The 24,405-nt window shown below is 40.1% G+C and carries 21 protein-coding genes; 4 read left to right on the forward strand and 17 right to left on the reverse strand.

Features of this window, described 5'->3' with window-relative positions; all coding sequences use genetic code 11:
* Positions 1–42 precede the first annotated feature (42 nt).
* The 12 genes from AC2TFD_RS18415 to AC2TFD_RS18470 form a co-directional block, all read right to left on the reverse strand.
* On the reverse strand, positions 43–1,098 hold the full coding sequence (locus tag AC2TFD_RS18415; RefSeq protein WP_335516852.1) for a TRAP transporter substrate-binding protein: 1,056 nt from the start codon (positions 1,096–1,098) through the stop codon (positions 43–45).
* A 33-nt stretch (positions 1,099–1,131) separates the two neighbouring features.
* Entirely contained in the window at positions 1,132–1,920 is a 789-nt protein-coding gene (locus AC2TFD_RS18420) for an SDR family NAD(P)-dependent oxidoreductase (protein ID WP_335516855.1), read from the reverse strand.
* Between the two features lie 419 nt (positions 1,921–2,339).
* Positions 2,340–3,926 (reverse strand): AMP-binding protein, encoded by a 1,587-nt coding sequence (locus tag AC2TFD_RS18425; RefSeq protein WP_484673701.1) that lies wholly within the window; start codon positions 3,924–3,926, stop codon positions 2,340–2,342.
* Positions 3,927–4,069: 143 nt separating this feature from the next.
* The gene (locus AC2TFD_RS18430; RefSeq protein ID WP_335520140.1) at positions 4,070–4,498 is read right to left on the reverse strand and encodes a Zn-ribbon domain-containing OB-fold protein; all 429 of its coding nucleotides are present in this window, start codon (positions 4,496–4,498) and stop codon (positions 4,070–4,072) included.
* 16 nt (positions 4,499–4,514) lie between these two features.
* Positions 4,515–5,687 (reverse strand): thiolase C-terminal domain-containing protein, encoded by a 1,173-nt coding sequence (locus AC2TFD_RS18435; protein ID WP_335520143.1) that lies wholly within the window; start codon positions 5,685–5,687, stop codon positions 4,515–4,517.
* Positions 5,688–5,822: 135 nt separating this feature from the next.
* The gene (locus AC2TFD_RS18440) at positions 5,823–7,409 is read right to left on the reverse strand and encodes an AMP-binding protein (RefSeq protein WP_335520145.1); all 1,587 of its coding nucleotides are present in this window, start codon (positions 7,407–7,409) and stop codon (positions 5,823–5,825) included.
* A gap of 490 nt (positions 7,410–7,899) precedes the next feature.
* Positions 7,900–8,940, reverse strand: coding sequence for a quinone oxidoreductase family protein (locus AC2TFD_RS18445; RefSeq protein ID WP_484673702.1), 1,041 nt, complete (start codon positions 8,938–8,940; stop codon positions 7,900–7,902).
* Between the two features lie 366 nt (positions 8,941–9,306).
* The gene (locus AC2TFD_RS18450; protein ID WP_484673703.1) at positions 9,307–10,893 is read right to left on the reverse strand and encodes an AMP-binding protein; all 1,587 of its coding nucleotides are present in this window, start codon (positions 10,891–10,893) and stop codon (positions 9,307–9,309) included.
* Between the two features lie 152 nt (positions 10,894–11,045).
* Entirely contained in the window at positions 11,046–11,357 is a 312-nt protein-coding gene (locus tag AC2TFD_RS18455; RefSeq protein WP_335515186.1) for a carboxymuconolactone decarboxylase family protein, read from the reverse strand.
* Between the two features lie 18 nt (positions 11,358–11,375).
* Positions 11,376–12,419 carry a zinc-dependent alcohol dehydrogenase family protein gene (locus AC2TFD_RS18460; RefSeq protein ID WP_335515189.1) on the reverse strand — a complete coding sequence of 348 codons (1,044 nt, stop codon included), beginning with the start codon at positions 12,417–12,419 and terminating at the stop codon, positions 11,376–11,378.
* A 194-nt stretch (positions 12,420–12,613) separates the two neighbouring features.
* Positions 12,614–14,113: an aldehyde dehydrogenase family protein gene (locus AC2TFD_RS18465; protein WP_335515193.1), complete on the reverse strand. Its 1,500-nt coding sequence runs from the start codon at positions 14,111–14,113 to the stop codon at positions 12,614–12,616.
* A gap of 141 nt (positions 14,114–14,254) precedes the next feature.
* Entirely contained in the window at positions 14,255–15,895 is a 1,641-nt protein-coding gene (locus AC2TFD_RS18470; protein WP_484673704.1) for a flavin-containing monooxygenase, read from the reverse strand.
* 366 nt (positions 15,896–16,261) lie between these two features.
* Here AC2TFD_RS18470 and AC2TFD_RS18475 point away from each other — a divergent pair, with 366 nt between their 5' ends.
* The 3 genes from AC2TFD_RS18475 to AC2TFD_RS18485 all read left to right on the forward strand — a co-directional run bounded on the left by AC2TFD_RS18475 (position 16,262) and on the right by AC2TFD_RS18485 (position 19,101).
* Positions 16,262–16,984, forward strand: coding sequence for a response regulator transcription factor (locus AC2TFD_RS18475; protein ID WP_484673705.1), 723 nt, complete (start codon positions 16,262–16,264; stop codon positions 16,982–16,984).
* Between the two features lie 383 nt (positions 16,985–17,367).
* Positions 17,368–18,090 (forward strand): SDR family NAD(P)-dependent oxidoreductase, encoded by a 723-nt coding sequence (locus AC2TFD_RS18480; protein ID WP_335513136.1) that lies wholly within the window; start codon positions 17,368–17,370, stop codon positions 18,088–18,090.
* Between the two features lie 66 nt (positions 18,091–18,156).
* Positions 18,157–19,101, forward strand: a complete 945-nt coding sequence (locus AC2TFD_RS18485) for a DMT family transporter (protein WP_484673706.1) — start codon at positions 18,157–18,159, stop codon at positions 19,099–19,101.
* A 174-nt stretch (positions 19,102–19,275) separates the two neighbouring features.
* On the opposite strand, the gene AC2TFD_RS18490 is transcribed toward AC2TFD_RS18485, so the two are convergent.
* Positions 19,276–20,232 carry an alpha/beta hydrolase gene (locus AC2TFD_RS18490; RefSeq protein ID WP_335513132.1) on the reverse strand — a complete coding sequence of 319 codons (957 nt, stop codon included), beginning with the start codon at positions 20,230–20,232 and terminating at the stop codon, positions 19,276–19,278.
* Between the two features lie 213 nt (positions 20,233–20,445).
* Here AC2TFD_RS18490 and AC2TFD_RS18495 point away from each other — a divergent pair, with 213 nt between their 5' ends.
* On the forward strand, positions 20,446–21,240 hold the full coding sequence (locus AC2TFD_RS18495) for a GntR family transcriptional regulator (protein ID WP_335513130.1): 795 nt from the start codon (positions 20,446–20,448) through the stop codon (positions 21,238–21,240).
* A 164-nt stretch (positions 21,241–21,404) separates the two neighbouring features.
* Here AC2TFD_RS18495 and AC2TFD_RS18500 read toward each other — a convergent pair whose 3' ends face one another.
* From AC2TFD_RS18500 to AC2TFD_RS18515, 4 genes are all read right to left on the reverse strand, one after another.
* A complete protein-coding gene (locus AC2TFD_RS18500; RefSeq protein ID WP_335513128.1) occupies positions 21,405–22,385 on the reverse strand; it encodes a 3,4-dihydroxy-2-butanone-4-phosphate synthase in 981 nt (326 codons plus the stop codon).
* 18 nt (positions 22,386–22,403) lie between these two features.
* Positions 22,404–22,946 carry an NADPH-dependent FMN reductase gene (locus tag AC2TFD_RS18505; RefSeq protein WP_335513125.1) on the reverse strand — a complete coding sequence of 181 codons (543 nt, stop codon included), beginning with the start codon at positions 22,944–22,946 and terminating at the stop codon, positions 22,404–22,406.
* Between the two features lie 66 nt (positions 22,947–23,012).
* Positions 23,013–23,513 (reverse strand): flavin reductase family protein, encoded by a 501-nt coding sequence (locus tag AC2TFD_RS18510; protein ID WP_335513123.1) that lies wholly within the window; start codon positions 23,511–23,513, stop codon positions 23,013–23,015.
* 55 nt (positions 23,514–23,568) lie between these two features.
* On the reverse strand, positions 23,569–24,360 hold the full coding sequence (locus AC2TFD_RS18515; protein ID WP_420489057.1) for an enoyl-CoA hydratase/isomerase family protein: 792 nt from the start codon (positions 24,358–24,360) through the stop codon (positions 23,569–23,571).
* Between the last annotated feature and the right edge of the window lie 45 nt (positions 24,361–24,405).

A 24,405-nucleotide genomic window follows, 5' to 3' on the forward strand; every position in this document is an offset into this window, starting at 1 on the left:
CAATATAACAACTCTTTTTTCAATGAAAATCAACGAATTATATTATCTTTCTTTTCTATTTTCTCTGATAATTTCTATGATTTTTGCATTTCCTTCACTCAATGATGCAAATTCATCCCACATTGGTTGGATACTATCATAGAATTCCTTTTCTGCTTCTTTTGACAAAGTGATCACTTCAAATGCTTTTGCTTTTTCGAAATCTTTCACTTCTTGCAGTACCTTTTCACTATCCTCTTTACTGCCTTGTAATGCCTGGGTTTCTGCTTCCTTTGCTGTCTCAAGGAGAATGTCCTGCAGGTCCTTAGGAAGTTCTTCTAATGTTTTATTGCTTATAAACGTAGTTACCATCAGGGCGTTATTGAACGGAGGAGCAACAACATAATCAACAACTTCATTTAATTTTAAATTTTTTAACGTGCTAAAGGCAGTAGGGATTCCATCAACAACCCCTCTTGACATACCATCATACCAGTCTGCATTTGGCAGATCCACTCCTGTTGCTCCCAATTCCTTTAGCCAGGCATTGAATAATCCTCCATAAGTTGCGATTATGAGTCCTTTCATATCCTCAACAGAGTGTACAGGCTTGTTCAATAACCAGCCGCCGTTTCCAACGAAATTATTCATTATTGGTGTGACGCCGTATTCTTTAAAGGCATTGTTATAGATCTCTCCTATTCCTTTGTTATGCCATAAATCATAGGCTTCATCAACATCTTTAGCCCATAATGGCAAGTTCGTTATATTCCCCTCTGGTACCAGATCTCCATAAAACGAAGTTGTCGCGTATCCCATATCGACTGTACCGCTGGCTACTGCATCTAGCAATTCCGGCAATTGAGCTAATTGTCCATTGAAATATACGTTGATTTTCATTCTGCCTTCACTTCGCTTTTCTATCTCCTCTGTAAACCACTTATAGGAATAATAATGTACTTTACTGTTTGCAGAATTATCTGGTAAGGGTATATTTAGGTCTAATGTATATACTTTATCTTCACTGGCAGTTTTAGATGCATTTCCTCCGCATGCGGTGACAACCATCATACACATTAATAAGAGACCAATAATAATTAAATTTTTAATATTTTTCACAAATACTCCCCTTCCGTTTTTTATCTAATTTAATTAAGTTAATATTGCTCCTCCATCTATTACAATTTCTTGACCAACTATGTGAGAGGATAAATCACTTACTAGATAAAGCATTAGATTGGCAATTTCTTCTGGATCTGCATACCTTCCATCTGGAGAAGCTGCTTTTATAGCCGTTCTTTTTAACTCAGCTTCCTCTGAATTCCCTTTTGCATAACCCAATACCACGGAATCTAACATAGATGTATCCACTCCCCCAGGACAAATCGCGTTGACGCGAACCCCATGAGGTGCTGCTTCAACCCCAGCCGACTTTGTCATACCAAGTACAGCATGTTTGCTAGCACCATAAGCAGCTAAATTGGGAGTGCCAAGCAGCCCAGCAGCAGATGCAGTATTAACGATTGCCCCACTTTTTTGAGCAATCATATGGGGCAGAACATATTTCATTCCTAAGAACACACCTCTTACATTTATATCCATCACTCTATCAAATACATCTACTGGATAATCAACAAAGGGAGCTACAGCTCCTAGCCAACCTGCATTGTTCAAAAAAATATCTATTTGTTTGTATCTATCAATCGTTGTTTGTACATAATTTTTTACATCTTCCTCTTTCGTTACATCAGTTTTTATAAAAATGGCATCTCCACCATCTTCGTTTATGTCATTTACAACTTTCATTCCTCTCTCTTCATGTAGGTCAACTATTACTAGTTTTGCTCCACCCTTGGCTAACTTAAGACTTGCTGCACGGCCAATTCCTCCACCACCTCCTGTTATGATAGCAACTTTATTTGTAAAATTAAAAAAGCCCAAATCTACCGCCCCATTTCTAAGATCAAAAGATAAACTGCATAAAACTATGTTTTATGAAACTTTTCTATAAAAATTTAAATATCCTTTATCGAAATTTGAGATTTAAGACCTTAACACTGTTTTACTATACTTGTGCAATCATATCATCATGATGTACGGACCATTAAAATCATTTCTAAACAATGTCTTTTCCTATTGTCATACTATTACCTATTTTCTGATTATTTTAACCCTAATCCATTCAAGCTGCTATTATGTAAATCTAACAATCTATAACAGAAAAGGATTACAAGTACTTATAGGACTAGACTGGTTGTTACTCCCGAAACTTAATTGGTTGGTCTTACATATGCTGAAGACCAACCATTTTACACTCCAATCTTACTCAAAAACTAAAACTTCTCAAATCTACAGCTAATTTAACGCAACACTTTATACCCTGTAAGTTCACGATCCCACGTGTCTAGGGTAATCCCTTCCTCACGCAGCTTATATTTCTCGACCTTTTGGGACGGATTTCTTGGGAGATCTGATACGAACCGGACATATCGTGGAACTGCGAAATGAGCCAATCGGGACTGACAGAAATCCAGTAGCTCCTCATACCTCAAATCTTCTCCAGCCTTCACGACGACCACAGCAAGCACTTCCTCTTCTGTAAGTTCAGAAGGAACACCGACTACTGCCGAGTCAATAATCTTAGGATGCTTGTTAATAACAGTCTCGACTTCAAATGAAGATATATTCTCTCCCCGCCTGCGGATGGCATCCTTTTTACGGTCGACAAAGTAGAGATAGCCTTCTTCATCCATGTACCCACGGTCGCCTGTATGATACCACAAGTTTTTCCATGCTTTTACCGTTGCCTCTGGGTTCCCATAATAACCTAAAAACAATACACCAGGTTCCTTCGGTCTTACTACAATCTCACCTATTACACCATTTGGACATTGGTTATCATTGTCGTCGTGAATTTCAACATCATAGCTCGAAACAGGCCGGCCGCAGGATCCTTTTCGAAACGTTTCAGCTGGATTAAAGGTCATCGAACCGGTTTCCGTTGAACCATACCCTTCGTGAAGCTTGATACCAAAACGGTTCTGGAACTCCTCATATATTTCTGGCGGTATTGGTGCCCCGTGTGCTTGTTGAACCGGATTGTCCGAATCGTCATGGCGCGGCGGCTGTTTTAAAAGAATTGTCAGCATTGATCCCATAAAGATGAATTGGGTGATTTGCTCTTCCTTGCATATGTCCCAGAATCTCGAAGCTGAAAATCGATTATGCATGACTACGTCACCGTCTGCAATCAGTGCCGGAAGGACGGTCGCATACCGAGAATTGGAATGAAAAAGTGGGAAAACGGTATATAAACGATCGTTTGGACCTATTTCTCTAAATTTGCAATGGATTTCTGCCAGATTAAAATTTGCACTATGACTAATGACGGCACCCTTAGACGGACCGGTGGTTCCTGATGTAAAGAGAATGAGAGATGGGTCAGTCGGTTGGATGTCTACATCCACTGAATGATCACTTGCTTCATCCATAATTTTTGTATAAGAATGGCAAGAGATCTGGTCTGGCATAGCCTCATTGACATCTCCCACCAAAATGACGTGGCGAAGATGTAACAATTCATTTGAGATTTCCTTTACACGACCTACCCAATCCGAGGAAATCACGAGAGCTTTGCACTCACCTGTATTGAGAATGTGTGTCAGGAGATCTCCGCGGTAAGACACATTTACAGGTACTTCAATTACGCCAAGTTTTGCCAGACCTAACCAGGCGGCTAAGAACTCCGGGCTGTTAGGTAACATCACTGCGCACGTATCACCCTTGGATAACCCCAACCTCTTCATTACATTTGCCATCTTGTTTCCACTTTTATCGAACTCTCCATATGTGAGTTCGGAATTCTCGAAACGAATAAACCTTGCATCTGGTTTTTCTTTAACTCGTTGTTCAACTATTTTCCCAAACGTTTTTAATCCAGTATACATATTATTCCCCTTCCCCTGTATCGGGCATGGATACACTGAACCTTTATTCAGTGCACCCATGCCCGATAATTGATATTTCTCTAAACATGTATTCAGATATACTTACATTTTCCGCCCTCTTTTGTATTCTGTCGCTTTTTTTGTTACTCGTTTTGATTCGAGTTCTCGGGACGAAATTTAGGAATAGTAATTTCTTCGGACCAATCCTCAAAAACTACTTCAACTCCCATTCCCACTTTTACATTTTGAGGATTGCATTGAATTACGTTACTCATCATTGTTGGCCCTTCATCAAGATCAATTAATGCGATGACATAAGGTACTTCCGACTTATATGCCTTCGATATGGCTCGATGCACGATGGTATAACTTAGTACCTTTCCCTTACCAGAAGCCCGTACCCACTTCACATTTTTACTCGAACAGTCTGTGCAAATGATTCGAGGATAAAACTGGTGCCTGCCACAATCTGAGCATTGCTGAATGAGCAGTTCATGATTGCGGCAACCTTCCCAATAGGGCTCGGTCTCTACGTTTATATTCGGGAAATTTTTCCCTGAATGATCGATCATATGCTCCACCCTATCTTTAGTTTATTTCTTTCCCTAGTATAAGTGTGGTATGGCTGGACATAATGCCACCTTGACCATGCACTATACCCGCTTGTGCTCCGGTCACCTGACGTTCGCCCGCTTGATGCCGAAGCTGAGAGACTGCCTCAGTCAATAAGAACATAGAACCTGGATTACCTGGATGACAGTGAGAGAGCAATCCACCGTGTGTGTTCATTGGCAAGGAACCGCCTAGCTCGATGGCCCCGCTCTCGACGAATGCCCCTCCCTCTCCTTTCTTACAAAAGCCCAGGTCTTCAAGCTCAATCAAAGCTGTTGGAGTGAAGCAATCGTATAGCTGAGCGAAATCCATTTCCCGGGGACCTAAACCTGCCATTTCGTATGCACGCTTTCCAGACTCGACAGCAGCCGATGTAGTGAGATTTCGTGCCTGGCTAATATGTTCGTGGCTATGAGCCTCTCCAAACCCTAATATGTAGACAGGTTTACTTGAAAACTCTCTAGCTCGTTCCGCAGATGTTAAAATTACGGCTGAACCTCCATCAGATATCAGTGAGCAATCTAATAGATGCAACGGGTCAGCAATCATACGCGAATTTAATACATCTTCTACCGTTATTAAATCCCTCATCTGGGCGTTAGGATTCATACTTGCATGTTTGCGGCAAGCGACAGCAATTGCTGCAAATTGTTCAGGGGTTGTGCCGTACTTTTCCATATGTGCGCGGCCAATTAAGGCATATAAAGAAGGAACGGTTGGACCATATGGAACTTCAAACTGAGAATGTCCAACAGCAGCCTGTCCGGACATGGTCTGTTCCTTTGATAAGCCGCTTCTTAAACTTTCTGCCATGGTTATTAGTACGGTATTGCAAACCCCTGTGGCAATAGCAGTTATTGCATGATGAAGAATAGAAAAAGTCGTTCCACCCCCCGTTGCCACATTGATGCAATAACTAGGAAATATTTGTAAGTATTCGGCCATGGCTTCTGCATGGTACTTATAGGACTCCGCTCTCGAATTGCATGTGATTAATCCATCGATTTGATCTTTACTAATGCCGGCATCGGCCATTGCACGAAGAGCCGCATCAGCACACATCTGAGTCGAGGTCATGTGAGGGACAACTCCTACCTCAGTGTCTGCAGCACCAACGATTGCCACTTTACCACGTAATGATGGCTTCATATCTTTCCCACCTCCAAATTGTTGGTTACTAGGTCATTCTTGTATCTCTGAAGCACCTTCAGTACCTAAGATAAATGGTTCTAAAAGCGCAACATACTTATCGGAAAAAAGGAGACTAAAGTATTTTCACCTTATTCAATGCAGTACTTTATACCCTATAAGTTCACGATCCCACGTTTCAGGGGTGACCCCATCCTCACGAAGCTTATACTTCTGTATCCTTTGGGACGGCGTTCTCGGGAATTCCAAAACGAATCGGACATAGCGTGGTACTGCGAAATGAGCCATTCGGGACTGACAGAAATCAAGCAGTTCCTCTGGTTTCAAATCTTCTCCTTCCTTCACGATTACTACCGCAAGTACTTCTTCTTCCGTTAAATCAGAAGGAACACCGACTGCCGCCGAGTCTAAGACCTTAGGATGTTTGTTGATTATGCGCTCGACCTCAAACGATGATATATTCTCACCTCTTCGACGAATGGCGTCCTTTTTTCGGTCGAGAAAGTATAGATAGCCATCTTCATCCATACGACCACGGTCGCCAGTGTGATACCACAAGTTTTTCCACGCTTTGACTGTTGCCTCAGGCATACCATAATAACCTGAAAACATAATCCCGGGCTCCTTCGGTCTAACCACAATTTCACCCTCTACACCAGCCGGACAACGTTCATCATTGTCGTTGTGGATCTCGACCTCATATGTCGGAACAGGCCGGCCGCAGGATCCTTTTTTGAACGTATCAGCATGATTATATGCCACAGAACCTGTCTCCGTTGAACCGTAGCCTTCATGAATCTTGACATCAAAGCGTCTTCGGAATTCATCGTATATTTCAGGCGGGCATGGGGCACCGGTCACTTGTTGAACTGGATTGTCCGCGTCTTCAGGCCGCGGCGGCTGTTTCAAGAGAATGGTCAGCATTGAGCCCATATAAGAAAATTGGGTGATTCCTTCTCTCCTGCATATGTCCCAGAATCTCGAAGCCGAAAACTTGTTATGCATTACAACGTCACAGTCCGCTATGAGAGCGGGAAGAATCGTCGTATAGCGGGCATTGACATGGAAAAGTGGAAAAACAGTAAATAACCTATCGTTCGGCCCTAATTTTCTAAAATCACATTGTAATTCCGCCGCTCTAAAATTTGCTTGATGACATATGATAGCACCCTTAGACGGCCCCGTCGTTCCTGAAGTAAATAGAATGAGCGAGGGATCCGTAGGTTGAATAGATACTTCCACTGGCTGATCACTGGCTGCATCCACAATTCTTGCATAAGAGTGCCAAGAGATTCGGCCTGGCGTCGGCTCATAGTCTTCTCCTACTACAATGACGTGCTTAAGATGCAGTAATTCTTCTGAGATGTCCATTAAGCGATCAACCCATTCCGATGAAATGATAATAGCCTTGCTCTCTGCTGTATTGAGGATGTGTGTAAGGAGGTCACCGCGATATGCCACATTAATCGGAACCTCAACTACTCCAAGTCTTGTCAGACCTAACCAGGACGCTAAAAATTCTGGGCAGGTAGGTAACATAACCGCTGCTGTATCACCTTTGATCAGTCCCAATTTTGCCATCACATTTGCAAGCTTGTTGCCGCTTCTATTTAATTCTCCATAAGTAATTTCAGTTTCCTCGAAACGAATAAACCGTGTATTTGGCTTATCATTAGCACGATGTTCAACTATTTTTCCAAACGTTTTTAATCCGTTATACATTTTAAACTCCTCCAACGTAAGCGCTTTCCTTTAGGCGTTGTTAAAAAATGCAAGTTACAACACCCACGGTTTCTTACTCTTCCAAAACCAACATAGGCTCCCTTTATAATCAACTTTAAGGTAAACAGAACTGGCGATTAAAGATAAATCCAACCAATGTCCAAACTCAGCTATTCTGAAACTATAATGTGCAATAGTAAGTAAGAAAGATTCCTGACAGATAATTAGGTTGTCAGGTCCACCTTATGTTTGTATTATAATACAGCTATGAATAATTGACAATATATTCTGATTATTTTTAACACCTTTTATCTCGCGGGCAATTGATGATTTTATGTAATATCGAACAAACTGTTTGTTTGCGTACTTATCAATCTTATTATCAGTAAGGGAACAAACATTGTTTTATTTCCTTTACTTTGTCAATTCATTGTCTAAAATCATGCAATACCTAACATTTCAGTGACTCATATGATTCATCTGTCATTATTTAACCTGGGATACTGAGAACAATTTTCCCAAAGTTTCCCCCCTCTTGCATATAGGTTAACGCTTCAGCTGCCTGATCAAGTTGATAACAACGATCAATGATTGGGCGTATGTGATGGGTCTCAAAAAATTCTAGCATTTTTACAAATTCCCGTGGGCTACCCATCTTTGTTCCTTTGACATCTAAATTTTTCATGAAAATTTTCGACAACATGAACTGAGAAACTGAGCCATTCGTTTCCCCAAACGTTACAATGCGACCACCTTCTGCAACAAGATCAAGCAGGATATTGAAACCCTCCCCAGCTACACCATCAACAATTAGATCCGCAGAACCCATCATTTCCCGAAGCTCACTTGACCAATCCGGCGATCGATAATTCACTCCACCAACAGCTCCAAGTTGTTTTGCACGTTCGATCTTTTCTTCATTTCCAGATGTAACATACACGTTTGCCCCTAATGCAACACACATTTGCAGGAGAAAAAGGGCTATCCCACTTCCAATACCAGGGATTAGCACTGTCTCCCCTTTTTGTACCTGACCCTTCGATATCAGTGCACGGTATGCTGTTACCCCAGCTAGTGAAAGTACAGCAGCCTCCTCCCAAGTCAAATAATTAGGCTTTGGGTGAATATTTTCCGCAGGGACAACCATGTATTGAGCGAATGTTCCGTTAACATAAATCTTTTTATTTATTTTATTATGAAATTGTTTAGGTAATCCAAAGAGATAAAAGTTAGGATCAGGCTTCTTGTCATCTACTCCCCACCCCATTCCCGGATTAATGATTACATTACTGCCTACTTCAATGTCTTGTACATTTTCTCCTAATTCAACAATGGTTCCAGTACCATCTGAACCTGGAATTGCAGGTAGTTTTACTCCGGGTACACCATAGGTATTAAATAGATCTCTCCTGTTTAATGCGGCATATTTTAATTTAACTAGCACTTCACCTGCTTCAGGAGCCGGTGTATTCACTTCTTCATATATTAGTTTCTCCGGACCACCTGCTTCTTTCAAAACGACCGCCTTCACAATGAAACCCCTCCTCTATACACTTTCACCACATCTGAAAAAGTATTAGTTTTAGAGACTTTACCAATGCAATATACAGATAATTAGGATAATTAGTATGAGCTCATAAAATACAATCTGGTTATTAGGTCCACCTAATGTCTGTATACTAACACAGCAGGTTATAATTGACAATATATTCAGAATAATTTTTATAACATATGATTTTCACGATATATATAACCTGGTTCAGTAGTACCCCTGTATGATTCGCAATTCATTCCTTAAATGATAGAACCTATGGAGGTAATAAAAATAATTTAGAAACCCACGCTGTAAACAAGCATGGGTTTAACTTTTATGTTGCCCTAGAGAATTGATATCGTTTTAACGCAGCACTTTATATCCAACTAGTTCACGATCCCACGTGTCAGTGGTAATTCCTTCCACCCGCAGCTTATACTTTTCGACTTTTTCATTCGGAGTCCTTGGAAGCTCTGAAACGAACCGAATGTAGCGTGGAAGCGCGAAATGAGCCATTCGGGGCTGGCAGAAGTCAAGCAGCTCTTCAGGATTCAACTCTTCTCCTTCCTTCAGTAATACCACCACCATCACTTCTTCTTCTGTGAGTTCAGACGGAACACCTATTGCCGCAGCTTCAAGAACCTTTGGATGATCGTTAATGACGCGTTCCACTTCGAACGATGAGATATTCTCCCCACGTCTGCGGATGGCATCCTTTTTCCGGTCGACAAAGTAAATATAGCCATCTTCGTCCATCCATCCTCTGTCGCCAGTGTGGAACCATAAGTTTTTCCACGCTTTAACCGTTTCTTCGGGGCTTCCATAATATCCTGAAAATATGACACCTGGCTCTTTTGGTCGTACAACAATTTCTCCCTCTACCCCTAGTGGACAAGGATGATCATTGTCGTCATGTATTTTAATTTCATAATGTGGGTTTGATTTCCCACAAGAACCTGGACGGAACGAATCTGCGTGATTAATCGCTGCGGTACCCAACTCCGTAGCACCGTAGCCTTCATGAATTTTGACACCAAAGCGTCTTTTGAATTCCTCGTAAATTTCCGGTGGTGCCGGCGCCCCACATGCTTGTTGAACCGGATTATCCGCATCATCAGGACGCTGAGGCTGTTTTAAGAGAATCGTTAATACCGACCCCATATAGCCAAATTGAGTAACATTCTCTTTCTTGCAGATGTCCCAGAATTTAGATGCCGAAAAGCGGTTATGTAACACGACGTCAGCTCCGGCAACAAGCGCGGCAAGGATCTGTGTATAGCGGGCATTGATATGAAATAGTGGGAAAAAGGTGAAGATTCGATCGTTAGGTGTAATCTTTCTATAAACACCTTGATGTTCAGCCAGCTTAAAATTGGCACTATGCGTGAGAATGACCCCTTTGGACGGTCCTGTCGTCCCAGATGTAAACATAATTAGAGATGTATCACTTGTCTTGATCTCCACATCCACCTCTTGGTCACAAGCATTCGCCATAACATACTCATAGGAGTGAGTAATTAACGGGCTAGGTAATGGTTCATAACCATGGCCAACAACAATAACATGACGCAAATGGGTTAAACTCCCGCTAATTTCTCTTAATCGATCTAGCCACTGAGATGATATGACAATCGCTTGACATTCCGCTTTGTTCAAGATATAAGAAAAAAGGTCTCCGCGGTAAGCAGTATTGATTGGTACCTCAATAATACCAAGCTTCGCCAAACCAACCCAAGCAGCTAAAAATTCAGGGCTGTTAGGCAGCATTACTGCACAAGTATCTCCCTTGCTTAGCCCTAATCCTGTCATCACATTGGCCATCTTGTTGCCATTTTCATTGGACTGGCCAAATGTAAGTTCTTCCTCCTCGAAACGAATAAACCGGGCATCCGGCTTTTCTTTAGCACGATGTTCAATAATTTTCCCAAATGTTTTTAATCCACTATACATTTTGATTCTCCTCCCAAAATTTAAGGAACATGAGCATCCTAACTTCTACATTCGTACATCATAATTCCCGATGTGCTATTTGTTATGGTTCTCCACAGAAACTGAACTTCTTAGAGTTCCCTTCTATTATATAAAGTTATTTATATCAAACATTATAACTTTTCTAACACCTTTAACCCCTCTATAAAAGCAGGAACTCCCGCTGACAAGGAAGCTAAAGAAATCGCTTCATAAATTTCTTTCTTTGTCGCTCCATGATTTAAAGCACCTTGAGCATGTGACTCCAGACTATTTACATTTCTCATGGCCGAAGAGGTGGCGACTAGTATTAATTCTTTATATTTCCTTGGTATTTCAGATTCCCGAGCCAAAATGTGACCAATGTAGTTAAATAATTTTTCGTCCATCTCAGGATCAAATTCTTTGATGGTGTCACGCCAGTCTTTTGTTGTTTTTTGTTGCACCCTATTACCCTCCTCTTTTTAAAAACGATCTACAACCGAAATCCCTATGTTTGAAAAACTGCTCATTGCTTCAAAAACATCCCCTGCTTGATCAAGTGAAATTCTTTCTGTCACTAGCTTACTTGGTTGGATGTTTAACGTATCGATGAGGTGAAGCATCGGAGTGTACCTTGAAATCGGCATGGTAACACTACCGATAATTTGCAGCTCTTTTGTTACAATTTCATCAATTGGAACAGGAATAAAGCCCTTTTCTTCCTTCGTTGTAACCCCGATTTGAAGGTGACGGCCTCTTTTGCCTAAACTCAAAATGGCATTTTGGCAGGTTGCCGTGATCCCCAATGCATCAACCGAAACATTGGCTCCGCCTTTTGTGATTTCTTTTACCGCCTCAACGGCATTTTCCTTCATCCCATTAATGGTATACACCGCTCCAAGACTTCTTGCCAGCTCTAATTTATCATCACCAATATCCACCGCGATGACCTTTGCTCCGATTGCATTTGCAATTTGAATCGCAGATAGACCTATTCCGCCACAACCATGGACAACTACCCACTCGCCTGCTTGAACTTTAACCTGATCAATCATTCCATAATAGGACGTAACAAACCGGCAGCCTAATGAAGCAGCAGAGACAAAATCAATCGACTCTGGAAGCTTAACCAGATTTCCTTCCGCTTTTGGAATTAAAGCATATTCAGCAAAGCCCCCCCACTGACGGACACCTAACGTATATTTGTTATCGCATAAGTTTTGATGGCCATTTAAGCAATATGGACAAGTGTTATCAGCTTGAATTGGAGGGACAACTACTCGATCGCCTCTCTTAAACTGTGTTACATGACTGCCAACTTCCTCCACGATGCCGGTAAACTCATGACCTAGTACATGTGGCAGGGGAGCTCTCATTTCCATATCCCCTTTCCAAAAGTGCCAGTCACTTCTACAAACACCACTTGCCTCTACCTTGATGATGACACCATCAGGAGTGAGCATTGGATCAGCAACATTCTGCACAGTCATTGGCCTTCCTACTTCTTCCATTAATAAAGCCTTCATTATGTTTCCTCCTAGTATAAATCGAAATTGATCGATTTAAGCTTCTTTTTCTAATCAAAAAAACCGCTTCTTCTCCCTCTAAAAAAAGGTATGATTTTACTGGAAGCTCCCAATCATAGATTCTTACTCTGTAAACCCTCATCATAAAAAGGGGATAATCCCCCTTTAATGACAAGATTAATGAACTGTGAATGTTAATCTAGATTGATCCAAACATTCTTAATTTCTGTGTAGGCATCAATTGCGGCAGAACCGTTTTCCCTGCCGATTCCGCTTTGTTTATAGCCTCCAAATGGGGACGCCGGATCGACTAGACTATAGGTATTCACCCAAACATTCCCGGTCCTCATTGCGTGCGCCACTTTATGGGCTTTGCGAACGTCCGTTGTACAGATGCCGCCGCCTAGTCCATAGATTGATTTATTGGCCATTTCAATTACCTCCTCAACCGAATGGAAAGGAATGGCTGCAACCACTGGGCCAAAAATCTCATCTTGAGCAATTTTCATATCATTTCGAACATTGCCGAGCACGGTGGGTTTAACATAATACCCTTGTATAAGACCGTCTTCCGCAGCATCTCCGCCAGTGATAACCTCTGCCCCTTCACTTTGACCAATGTCAATATAATTAAGTACGGACTGTTTCTGTTTTGCAGAGATGACAGGTCCCAAAATTGTTTCTGGATCAAAACCATTGCCGAGCTTGTAAGTCTTAGCGTAATCTGCTAGGTCGGCAACAAATTTATCATAGATTTTTCCTTCTACGAAAAGCCTTGATCCGGCAAAACATACTTGCCCAGAGTTCATGAAAATCGCATTGGCTGCATTTTTCAATGCCACTTCGTAATCAGCGTCGGCAAAAATAATGTGTGCCGATTTTCCGCCAAGTTCTAATGTTACTTTCTTTATCGTTTCCGCACAGTTTTTCATAATCTGTTTCCCAACATCCGTTGAACCAGTAAAGGCAATTTTATCTACCTCTGGATGCAAAGTTAAGGCATTTCCTAAAGTTGATCCAGGACCTGTTACGATATTAACAACTCCGTCAGGAAAACCAGCTTCTTGAATTAATTCACCTAAGCGTAACGTTCCTAATGGCGTTTCTGAAGCTGGTTTAAGCACGACGGTATTTCCTGTGGAAAGTGGTGCTGCTAGTTTCATCACCGCTGCCATGAATGGGCCGTTCCAAGGGTTAATGGCACCACATACCCCGATCGGTTCACGTCTGGTATAGTTAAACACATCTCCTGGACGTGAAGTAGGGATGGTTTCCCCTGTCAACCTCGTTGCCCAGCCTGCATAATACCGGAAGTGTCCTGCAGCATTCGGTGCCATCGCTGACGAGAATTTTACGGATCGACCATTTTCCAGCGTTTCAAGGTGAGCGATTTCTTCGGCATTTTCATCCAAGAGGTCAGCAAGTTTTAAAAGAAGTTTCGCTCTTTCGTTCGGTTTTAGCTTTGGCCACGGTCCCTCTTCAAATGCTTTTCGAGCAGCATTTACAGCGCGGTCAATATCTTCCTTTCCACCTTTTGCTACCGATGTGATGACCTCCCCTGTAGCCGGATTATACGTTTGTGACGTTTCACCAGAAAGGGCTTCCACCCACTTTCCGTTTATGAGCATTTTTTTAGGTTTTGAAATAAATTCGGCTGCGTTTCTATTTAATGGAATTAATGTATTGGTTGACATAGTATAAATCCTCCTTTAACTGATCACCTTGTGATTTGTGGTTTTACAGCTGAATCCACTTAATGAAGCGTTCATTAGTCCTGTTTTCGCTTGTTTCAAGCAAAACAGGCTTAAAAGGGTTACTATAGTTCTACGAAACTCTTAAACTATTGTTTTAGTTGAAGTTTTGATCGAAAATCCTTTGTAACTGTTTTCTGCCACTTCGTCGCAAATCTTTTTATAATTATTAAGACCGCCAACATAGATTAAGAACCCTCTAGGTTTTCCTTCAATATTCTCACCTGTATACCAGGATTCTGTTTTCACATATAGCGTAGATTCGGCCATTTCGCGGCAATGTGCACTCCATCCTTTTTCTGCCTCAGAATCGGCTTCAATCGCATCAATCTCGTTGTCCTCCATGTATTGAATACAATTAGAAATCCATTCCACATGCTGTTCAATTGCTGTTGGTACGTTCGTGATAACCGAAGGACTTTCTGGACCCGTAATCGTAAAGAAGTTCGGGAATCCGGCGTGTGCAATGCCTAAGTAGGTAGAAACGCTTGCCCCATTTTCCCATTTCTCCTTCAGAGTGATTCCATCCTTACCGATGAGATCAAACTTTATTAAAGAGCCTGTCATCGCATCGTAGCCAGTTGCGAAAATAATCATATCAAGCTCATATTCACCTTTTTTCGTACGCACGCCATTTTCGGTAATCTCTTGAATTGGCTCTTCATATTTTACATCTACTAATGAAACATTCTCACGATTGAACGTTTCATAATAATAGCTATCTCTTACTGGGCGTTTTGTCCCAAAGTAATAATTTGGCATTAATTTTCTCGCTGTCTCTTGGTCTTTGACAACCTCGCCGATTTTTTTTCGGACAAACTCAGCCACAATTTCATTCGATTTTTCATTTGTCAAAATGTCATTATATAGTGGGAAAAATGGCAGTCCCTTTTCCCATGCCTCTTCAAATTTCTTATCCTGTGCTTCAGGTGTATCATCCAAAACCGAAAGCGGAGCGCGTTTAAATGGCTGACCTGTTGGCGAGCTTAGCATATCTTTTCTTAATTGTTGGACATTCGCTTTTAACTCATCGATATATTCTTTATCTAACGGACGATTTCCAGCTGGAGTTGTGTACTGAGGCGTCCGCTGAAAGACCGTTAAATGGTCTGCAGTTTTGGCAACCTCCGGAATTAACTGCATTCCACTAGACCCCGTTCCAATGACACCTACTCGCTTCCCAGTGAAATCTACTTTTGTATGCGGCCATCTTCCCGTATGGTACCATTCTCCTTTAAAATCATTTAAACCTTTGATATTAGGAACATTTGATGAAGAAAGGCAGCCAACACCGGAAATAAAGTATTTAGCAGTTACAACCGAGCCATTGCTGGTTTCGATTCGCCAAATATTCTTTTCTTCGTCAAATTCAGCAGTATTAACACGAGTGTTAAATTTAATGTCTTTTCGTAAGTCTAATGTGTCAGCGACATAATTCAAGTAATCTAAAATTTCCGGCTGAGGAGCATATCGTTTCGACCATGTCCAGCCTTTGTATAGTTCTTCGGAAAAGGTAAACCCGTAGTATACAGCCTCTGAGTCACAATGAGCTCCTGGGTAACGGTTCCAATACCATACACCGCCAACATTATCGGCTGTATCATATACTCGGGCGGTTAACCCCTGCTCTCTTAAACTATGAAGCATATAGAGCCCGGCAAAACCAGCACCGATTATCACTGCATCAAAATCCGTTTTTTTATCCCTTTGTTTTTTGTTATTCATTATTTTTCCTCCTTTTTAAAAATAGATTTCTAGATTTTCCTTAGAAAGCGTGGCCATTTTTCATTACCGCAACTGAAAGCGTTGCCATCTCAACTTTTAATCATTTAAACTATTATCATGTTTCTTATGTTGTTCAGTTCTATAAGTTATAGTATATAATGACTGCTATAAGTTGGAAATTACCGAATTTAGAGTGAAATTACTCCCCTAATAGGGTAATCTTCTTTAAAGGCTATCCTCCTTTTGGTTTCCTCAAACTTTAAGAATTCCTTGCTATCCTTTAAAGTATAACTATTTTATAGTTCTAAATTTATTGACTATTTTAAATATTCATCTATATAATAGTTTTGAAAGGAATGATTCTTTGTGAACTCTCACTATCCCATTCAGGCTAAATTGAAGGATAAATTCATTAAAATTGAAAAGAAAGTACGAGAAATAGAAGAAATTTCAAATCACGAGGAACAATTGCAATCTATTGTAAAAACATATATCGAGATATTCCCAGTCAAAAATGCCCATCTCTATCGTTATTCACCATTAGGTTTCATTGCTGAAGGGCTGATTTGTCTTACAGAAATCGATTCTATCAATATTAGCACGAAGCGAGACGACCTTCGGGTTGCACCTGGGATTCTTTCAGCCCTACAAGAGAGAAGAGCAAAATACTATACAGGTTTAGATTACATAAAACAAATGGGAACGAGGTATATTTATTCCCATGAATCAGGTCTCATTGTTCCAATCACCTTTAACACAGTGGCATTAGGTTATATTGGGACAACCGATTTCAGAGAGTCTCCTGTTTTTGATGAAGAACTGCTTTCTTTGTTAACATATTATGGAAAATTGGTTGGTAGAGTTATTTATTCTTCAATGAAGGAAGATGATCCAGGTCAGTTAAGCAATCGAGAATTAGAGATTATGAGGAGAATTTCATATGGAGAAACAACATCTGATATGGCTGATTATATGGGAATAAGTGAATTAACTGTGAAACAATATGTAAAGACAGCTTTACGGAAACTAGGAGTTCAGAATCGAACACATGCGGTTTCGGAATTGTTTCGTCGAGGCATCCTCTCGTAACTTATTTATATACTAAACTAAAAACCGCGGCATTCCCTTGCCCCGGTTTTTCCAATTTATCCTCTTTTCACTCATTTCTAAAACCGAAATGATATCTATCGTCACCCCCTCTTTTAGTTAACATTATTATCCTTCTTAAAGGTAATTCTTCCCTGTAGACATTACTTATAGGGGTATCTATCCCCCTTAAAAGAGGGAATATTCGAATCTTCCAAAATAGATTACGATATTATTACTAGATTTTTAGGCGAACGCATTTTTGTTAAATAATGAATACATTGGAAGCGTTTAAAAAAGGTCATTCGAGATGAGTACAGACCCATTTGTATTCGTTGAGAGGGATCCTATTATGCAACCTAATAGTTTAAAAGGAGGCAAAAACGATGAATCTACAAGGAAAGGCAGCGCTTATAACCGGCGGAGCTAGCGGGATTGGATTAGCAACGGCTAAAAGTTTTATAAAAAATGGAGCAAAAGTGATGATTGCAGATCTCAATTATGAGTTGGGCAACAAAGCAGCCCAACTTCTTGGTGCTCCCTTTGTTCAAACAGATGTAACAAACGAACAGGATGTGAAGCAGATGGTTCTGTATACAGTTGAAATGTTTGGGAAGCTTGATATCTTGGTCGCGAGCGCGGGAATTGGCGGGCCAGGAAACATCGTAGACCAAAGCCTTGATGTATGGAAAAAAGTAAATGATGTGAATTATACTGGTGTTTTTTTATGCAATAAATACGCCATCACGCAAATGCAAAAACAAGGTCATGGGGGTTCCGTAATAAATCTTGCTTCTATGTTCGGGCTTGTGGCCACCCCCAGTAGTGTTGCTTATAGTGCGTCAAAAGGTGGAGTCGTAAACTTAACGCGAGCCGCTGGGACCTCGCATGCGAAAGAAAATATACGGGTAAATGCGGTGTGCCCTGGGGTAATAGAAACTCCTCTTGTCCCTGAAGAAGCCAAGAGGGTGTTTAAAGATCGGCACCCAATGGGACGATTAGGTCAGGCGGATGAAGTAGCCAATGTGATTCAATTTTTAGCAAGCGATGCCGCTTCTTTTGTTACTGGCGCAAGTATTGCAGTGGATGGTGGATATACGGCATTATAACATGTGGTAACCATCTTCCGGATCATTTCATGCTCTCCTTCAAAATAATTGAAAATAGGTGAAAACTTGACTCATACAAAAATAAAATGGATATTATCCATTGTAATCATTATGTGGGGCAGTAATTTCGTCCTAACAAAAATACTGGTTGAGCAATTCCCTTTTTGGAGTCTATTATTCTTTCGGAATCTTTTTGCAACGATTGCTTTGATTTGGTTTATTCGAAAGTCCCCTTTTATTTTGCCAAGAAATAAGAGGGCTTGGGGGTATATTTTAGGTGCTTCTCTTTTAGGTGTTGTTATTAATAACGCCATATTTCTAATTGGACTAAAATATTCACTACCCACAAATGCCGCACTTATTATGGGGTTAACCCCTTTGGTTACTGCGCTAATGTCGTTTTTAGTTTTTAGTATTCCTTTAAGCTGGAAGCAAATCCTTGGTATTAGTCTCGGTTTTTTTGGTGTTACACTGGTTGTATTAAAAGGGTCACTCACAAATTTAATTCATTTATCCTTTAGCATTGGTGATTTTTATATTGTTATTGCCTTATTAACTTTTAGTATAAGCTTTATTTTTATAAAAAAAGCAATTGACATAAACGTTTCACCTGAAATCATTAGTTTTTACCTCTTTGGAATTTCTACAATCTGTTACTTCCCTTTGTCATTCTGGGAGCTAACAATAGAAGGTTGGAGTCAGATGCCTACTAGTATAATTCCCTGGTTATTGTTACTCTATTTAGGTGCTTTTCCTCTAGGAGTAGGGAATATGCTGTGGAATCGAGGGATTAGTGTTCTCGGTCCCAGTCAATCCGCCATTTTTATGAACGGAATTCCGTTAGTTACAGCTATTGCTTCATTATTGATATTAGATGAACCTATTTTGGTGTTACAAATCATTGGTTTTCTCTTCATTGGTTCTGGGGTGTTCCTGGGTTCTCAAAATAGTAAACCAGCAGCTGTAGCAGTAATAAAAGATGAGAAAAAGACTTCTAGTACAACAATGTGAAGCAGGGGATGGTCCTCTGTTTCATTTTCATGCTGTCCAGGGAGAATTTAAAACAATCTTTGCTATACTGAGAACATGTCACACGCTCATATACCAACGCTTTGGCGTCTCGAAAATGGGAAACCTATCTTTAGAGGTTAAAAGGCCGGTTCTCCAATAGAACCGGCCATTCTTTTATATTTTGATTTCTATTGGCTCTGAATTTAAAGCCTTGTTTAGCGCTTGAACATATCTGTTTACCGCTTGTTGACCTATTTCTGTCTGAGGATTCAACATTTCAAACCCATGGTAAGCCCCCGGATATAAATTAAATTCAACTGGTACACCCGCTCGTGCCAATTGTGCGACATATTCGAGTGTTTCATCGCGGAATGGGTCCAATTGGCCCACACATGTGTATGTTGGCGGGAGACCAGAAAGGTTTTTTGCTCGTGCCGGTGCGGCATACGGAGAAATTTCTTCATTTATATGGTCCCCGAGATACATTCTCCATGCTGCTAAGTTATTGCCACGGTTCCATACAGCCCGTTCGTCTGTAATTTCGTAACTAGATGGTGTTATATTTCGATCATCAATCATCGGATAAAGCGGCATCTGAAACGCAATTGCCGGACCTCCTCGATCACGAGCCAACAAAGACAGAGCAGCTGTTAACCCGCCACCCGCACTTTGTCCTGCAACTGCAATCCGTTCATCATCGATGTTTAACTCTTCTACGTTGTTTTTCATCCATACTAATGCCGCATAACAATCTTCCAGTGGTGCAGGATATGGATGCTCGGGAGCCAAGCGATAATCAACAGAAACCACGACACAATTTGCAGTCTCTACAATCGTTTGGCATGTCGTATCATTGTTGTCCGGGCTGCCGATTACGTACCCACCGCCATGGATAAACAACAAAGCTCCCAGCCTCGTTTGATCTCGTTTTACCGGTTCATATATACGAACCATCATGGGCTGCGCATCTCCCCCTGGAACGGTCCTTTCTGTGATTTTCACCTGTTCTGACCTTTCGATTGGAGCTGCTTGTGCCTGCCTGGCTGCCATCAAACCTTCGGGAAGTTTAATGGGTGGAAAAACCGAAATAATTTCTTTTAATTCAGGTCTCACTCTGCTCATAAAATCCATATAAGGAACCCCCTTTATGACTACTTATTTTAAAGAGAATTTTGTAATAAAGACATTCCCTATTTTGGGGTATCTTCCCTAACCAAAATGGATGATATAATTAAAATAAATTCTATTGTTTTAATCATTTATAATATTTAAAATATAACTAAAGGTTTGGATAATATAGTAAGAGTTTTAAATAATAATCTATTTAGATGGATGAGTGATAATATGTTAGATGAAAAAAGTATAATCCCGCTTTATTATCAGTTAAAAGAAATCTTAAAGGAAAAAATAAAAGATGGTTCTTGGAAAGAAGGTGAAATGGTGCCTTCCGAGAGAGAACTTATGGAAATGTACAGCATTAGTCGTGCAACAGCAAGAAAAGCACTGGATGACCTAATGATTGAAGGTCTTATCGACAGAAAACAAGGGATCGGGACATTTGTCACAGCAAAAAAGGTTTTGCAGGATTTAACCGGAGAAATAGCCTTTGCCCGTCAAATTGGTGAACAGGGTCTGCACCCAAGTGTTAATGTCATTGAAGCAGGCATTGAAAAAGAGGTACCTAATCGAATTTTTAATCTTTTTAACCTTAATTCATCAGAAAGCTTTTTTAAGATTTGTGCTGTAGCCAGCGCTAACGATGACCCACTCATTTTAGGTACAAGTTACATTCCTTTAAAATTTACACCAAATATCGAAAAAAACAATTTTGAAAAAACAGTATTTTTCGAGTACTTAGAGAATGATCATCACATCCATTTCACCCATTCAATATTAGAAATCGAACCAGTCATATTAGATGATTTTCATGCCCAATATCTAAAATCCACACCTGGAAAACCTGCATTATCCGTTGAAAGACTGTACTTTGTTGAAAAAAAACTTGTATTAGTGGAAAAAAGAGTGGTGCTTGGTGAAAGGACCAAATATATATTTACACTAAATCACGGCTCAGATAAAGACAAAGATTATTCTTTTCAAGTGAAGATTGATAAAGATTATGGGGGAACGGAGGGATAACCTTCCATTCTCTCTTTATTCAATACATACCCTTTTTAATGTATCCAGTTAGCCCTTCGTATGTGAAGCTAGAAATGGAACGAATCATGATTAACAAAAAAAAACGCCTAAATTTGTAGGCGCTGCATGATAATCTCCTTGATATTGAAGACTGTCCATTATTCTTATATAAATAAATTAAATCTGTTTTTGACCGATTTAATATCCTTGTTTATTTGAGAGACCAAGTTAGAAATACTAGGAAAGGAGATTTCATCTCTTAGGTAAAAACATACCTTGACCTCAATATTTTTCCAATATAGATCTTGATCGAAATCCAGGATATGGACCTCATAATGAATGGATTCTCCATTTTCATTAAATGTTGGTCTTGATCCAACATTCATAACGCCAATAAATTCTTGTCCGTCAATATAAACCTTCACTCCATAAACGCCTTTAAACAAATCTACAATTTGTTCTTGCGGATTAAGATTTGCAGTAGGGAAACCGATACTTCTGCCAAGCTTTCTCCCATTTATAACCATCGCATGAAATGAACATATTGCTTGGTCTTTTGTCATTTTAAGTACTTCACTCATTTGTATAATAGGTAAATCATATACCCTTGAAACCTCAAGAACCTCTTCCTTACTTGCTACATCCCCATTTAGATTTAAAATTTCTGACATATATCCAATATGAATATCTGATACCAACTTTGTCAGATGAATAACCGCTTCCGTTAGATCAACACGGTCCAATAAATCTCTTTCTTTACTAATTAAGGGAAAAATATGACCTGGTCTTTTGAAATCATTTCCTTGAACCTCTGTAGAAGTCAATGCTTTAATTGTATCTGATCGTTCAAAGCTGGATATTCCAGTTGTTGTGTCTTTAAAATCAATTGAAACAGCGAACGGTTTCGTATCATCCATATTATCATCCATTTTTGGAATATCTAGTTGTTTAGCTCTTTCCTCGGTAATACAAGCATAAACCAATCCTCTGCCGATTTTTGTCATAAAATTAACTTTTTCCCCATTTACGTACTCACCTAAACCAACTATGAACCCCATGTGTGTTTTAATATCATCATACATGATTATTAATCCGCCATCTTTTAATTGGCTTACCGGAAGTTTAACCGCCGACAACACATTCATACTCCACCATCCACTTTCTTATTTAGAGTAAACTAATTTATCCTGCATGTAGACAATCTGATGAGAAAGCTCTCCAATCTTTTTCAATAATTCCGCATCTTCGATTTCATTAGTAGCACTAAAATGTTCATTATGCGCAAATACGAAACTTGGGGTCACATAAGCATTTAGGTAGCTTGCGATTGGCTTTAATTGATTTTCAATCACAAGATAATGTTGGTGGTTCCCTCCTGTAGCAACGAATCCCATGACCTTATTTTTAAATTCAACTGGAGGCACCAAATCAATCAAATTTTTTAATGCCCCGCTGAAGGACCCTTGGAAAATAGGGGTCCCAATCACATAGGAATCAGCAGAGGATATTAAATCAATCACTTTCTTCGTATCACCTGTATACTCTACGGGTGGACGGCCATCACAAAATTGAACATTAAACTGCTTAAGGTCTAGTATTTCAGTTTCTGCTTCAGGATTTAGTTTTTTTATTTCTTCTATTACCTTCTTGATAACAATTGATGTCTTAGATCCGGTTATCGTTCCAGAAATTCCTAATATTTTCATACATCACTACTCCCCTAGTTTGAGATTTTGGGCACCTATTCATGTTTTAGGTGACTAAGCTAATCTCTATTTTTCTGGCCAATTGGCTGGAATCGGAGCTATATTTCTATTGTAGTAAAGTAATGGATTCTTATCTGCTTTCTTTAATTCAATTATTTCACCAAGCAGGATGATATGGTCCCCTGCATCAATTTGTTGAATCGTTTTACACTCTAGTGTTCCTAATGAATCCGAAATAACCGGCAGACCATTCTCAGATACCTTCCAATTTACCTTTGAAAAACGATCCGCTTCTTTTCCGGCAAATGCCCAACACGCATCAATTTGATCCGTTGCTAATGTGTGTACTGCGAACCCCTCTGCCCCTATAAATGCATTTAAAGAGGAAACTTTTTTATCAATACTCCATAGTACAATAAGGGGATCAAGCGAGACAGATGCAAAAGAATTGACTGTTAATCCGGCTGGTGTTCCTTGTGCATCCATCGTTGTTACGATCGTTACCCCCGTCGGATATTCACCCATGATTTGCTTAAATATATTTACTTTATTAATAGTTTCAGTCATTATATATCACCTTTCCTTGTTTTTATAGTAGAGATTTTATCTAAAAATCACATTTCTATTTATGTGTAAATTGGGCGGGACGCTTTTCGATAAACGCTTGAACTCCCTCGCGAACATCGTCTGTACTAAATATATCTACAAAAAGATTTAATTCAAGTTCAAGGGCTGATTCTAAAGATTGATCAGCTCCCTCATTCACTGCCTTCTTGATTCGGCTTAAAGCTTGTAACGACTGGCCAGCAATTTTTTGGGCCATAGACTTTGCCGCTGTCATGCCTTCTCCCTTAGGTACAACTTTGTTCACTAGTCCAATACTCAAGGATTCATTTGCTGAGATTGCCTCTCCTAAAAACATGATTTCCTTTGCTTTTGCCGGTCCAACCAGTTTAGGCAGCCTTTGAGTACCTCCGGCTCCAGGGAATAAACCTAAATTCACCTCTGGTAAACCAAGCTTTGCATGTTCTTCTGCAATCCGAATATCGCAAGCCAATGCTAATTCGCAGCCTCCGCCAAATGTAAAGCCGTTTAACATAGCAATGGTGGGCTGTTGAATCTCTTCAATCAAATTGAGGACTTCGTGATTCGCCTTCGCAATCTTTCTTACCTCTTCTTTCCCTAATTGAATCCAACTTGGAAATTCCTTGATATCAGCTCCGGCCATAAATGCCCGATCTCCATTCCCTGTTAGAATGACCGCAATAACCTCTGGATCCTCTTTTATCTGAAGGAAAACATCTTTTATCGCTTGAGCTACACGAGTGCTTAATACATTCATTGGTGGATTATCAATTGTTACCGTTGCGACACCATCTTGTTTTGTAAATTGAACGAGTTGACTCATTCTGATTCCCCTTTTCTTAATCATTTAATCAAATCTATTATTCTACTAGTA

The sequence above is a fragment of the Neobacillus sp. plas4 genome (assembly GCF_057221695.1).

Coding starts and splice junctions, on each gene's coding strand:
- AC2TFD_RS18480 (WP_335513136.1), top strand. CDS start 17,368: ATGAATCTACAAGGAAAGGCAGCGCTTATAACCGGCGGAGCTAGCGGG.
- AC2TFD_RS18425 (WP_484673701.1), bottom strand. CDS start 3,926: ATGTATACTGGATTAAAAACGTTTGGGAAAATAGTTGAACAACGAGTT.
- AC2TFD_RS18470 (WP_484673704.1), bottom strand. CDS start 15,895: ATGAATAACAAAAAACAAAGGGATAAAAAAACGGATTTTGATGCAGTG.
- AC2TFD_RS18490 (WP_335513132.1), bottom strand. CDS start 20,232: ATGGATTTTATGAGCAGAGTGAGACCTGAATTAAAAGAAATTATTTCG.
- AC2TFD_RS18460 (WP_335515189.1), bottom strand. CDS start 12,419: ATGAAGGCTTTATTAATGGAAGAAGTAGGAAGGCCAATGACTGTGCAG.
- AC2TFD_RS18440 (WP_335520145.1), bottom strand. CDS start 7,409: ATGTATAACGGATTAAAAACGTTTGGAAAAATAGTTGAACATCGTGCT.
- AC2TFD_RS18430 (WP_335520140.1), bottom strand. CDS start 4,498: ATGATCGATCATTCAGGGAAAAATTTCCCGAATATAAACGTAGAGACC.
- AC2TFD_RS18435 (WP_335520143.1), bottom strand. CDS start 5,687: ATGAAGCCATCATTACGTGGTAAAGTGGCAATCGTTGGTGCTGCAGAC.
- AC2TFD_RS18500 (WP_335513128.1), bottom strand. CDS start 22,385: ATGAATGTGTTGTCGGCGGTTAAACTTCCGGTAAGCCAATTAAAAGAT.
- AC2TFD_RS18450 (WP_484673703.1), bottom strand. CDS start 10,893: ATGTATAGTGGATTAAAAACATTTGGGAAAATTATTGAACATCGTGCT.
- AC2TFD_RS18495 (WP_335513130.1), top strand. CDS start 20,446: ATGTTAGATGAAAAAAGTATAATCCCGCTTTATTATCAGTTAAAAGAA.
- AC2TFD_RS18510 (WP_335513123.1), bottom strand. CDS start 23,513: ATGACTGAAACTATTAATAAAGTAAATATATTTAAGCAAATCATGGGT.
- AC2TFD_RS18505 (WP_335513125.1), bottom strand. CDS start 22,946: ATGAAAATATTAGGAATTTCTGGAACGATAACCGGATCTAAGACATCA.
- AC2TFD_RS18465 (WP_335515193.1), bottom strand. CDS start 14,113: ATGTCAACCAATACATTAATTCCATTAAATAGAAACGCAGCCGAATTT.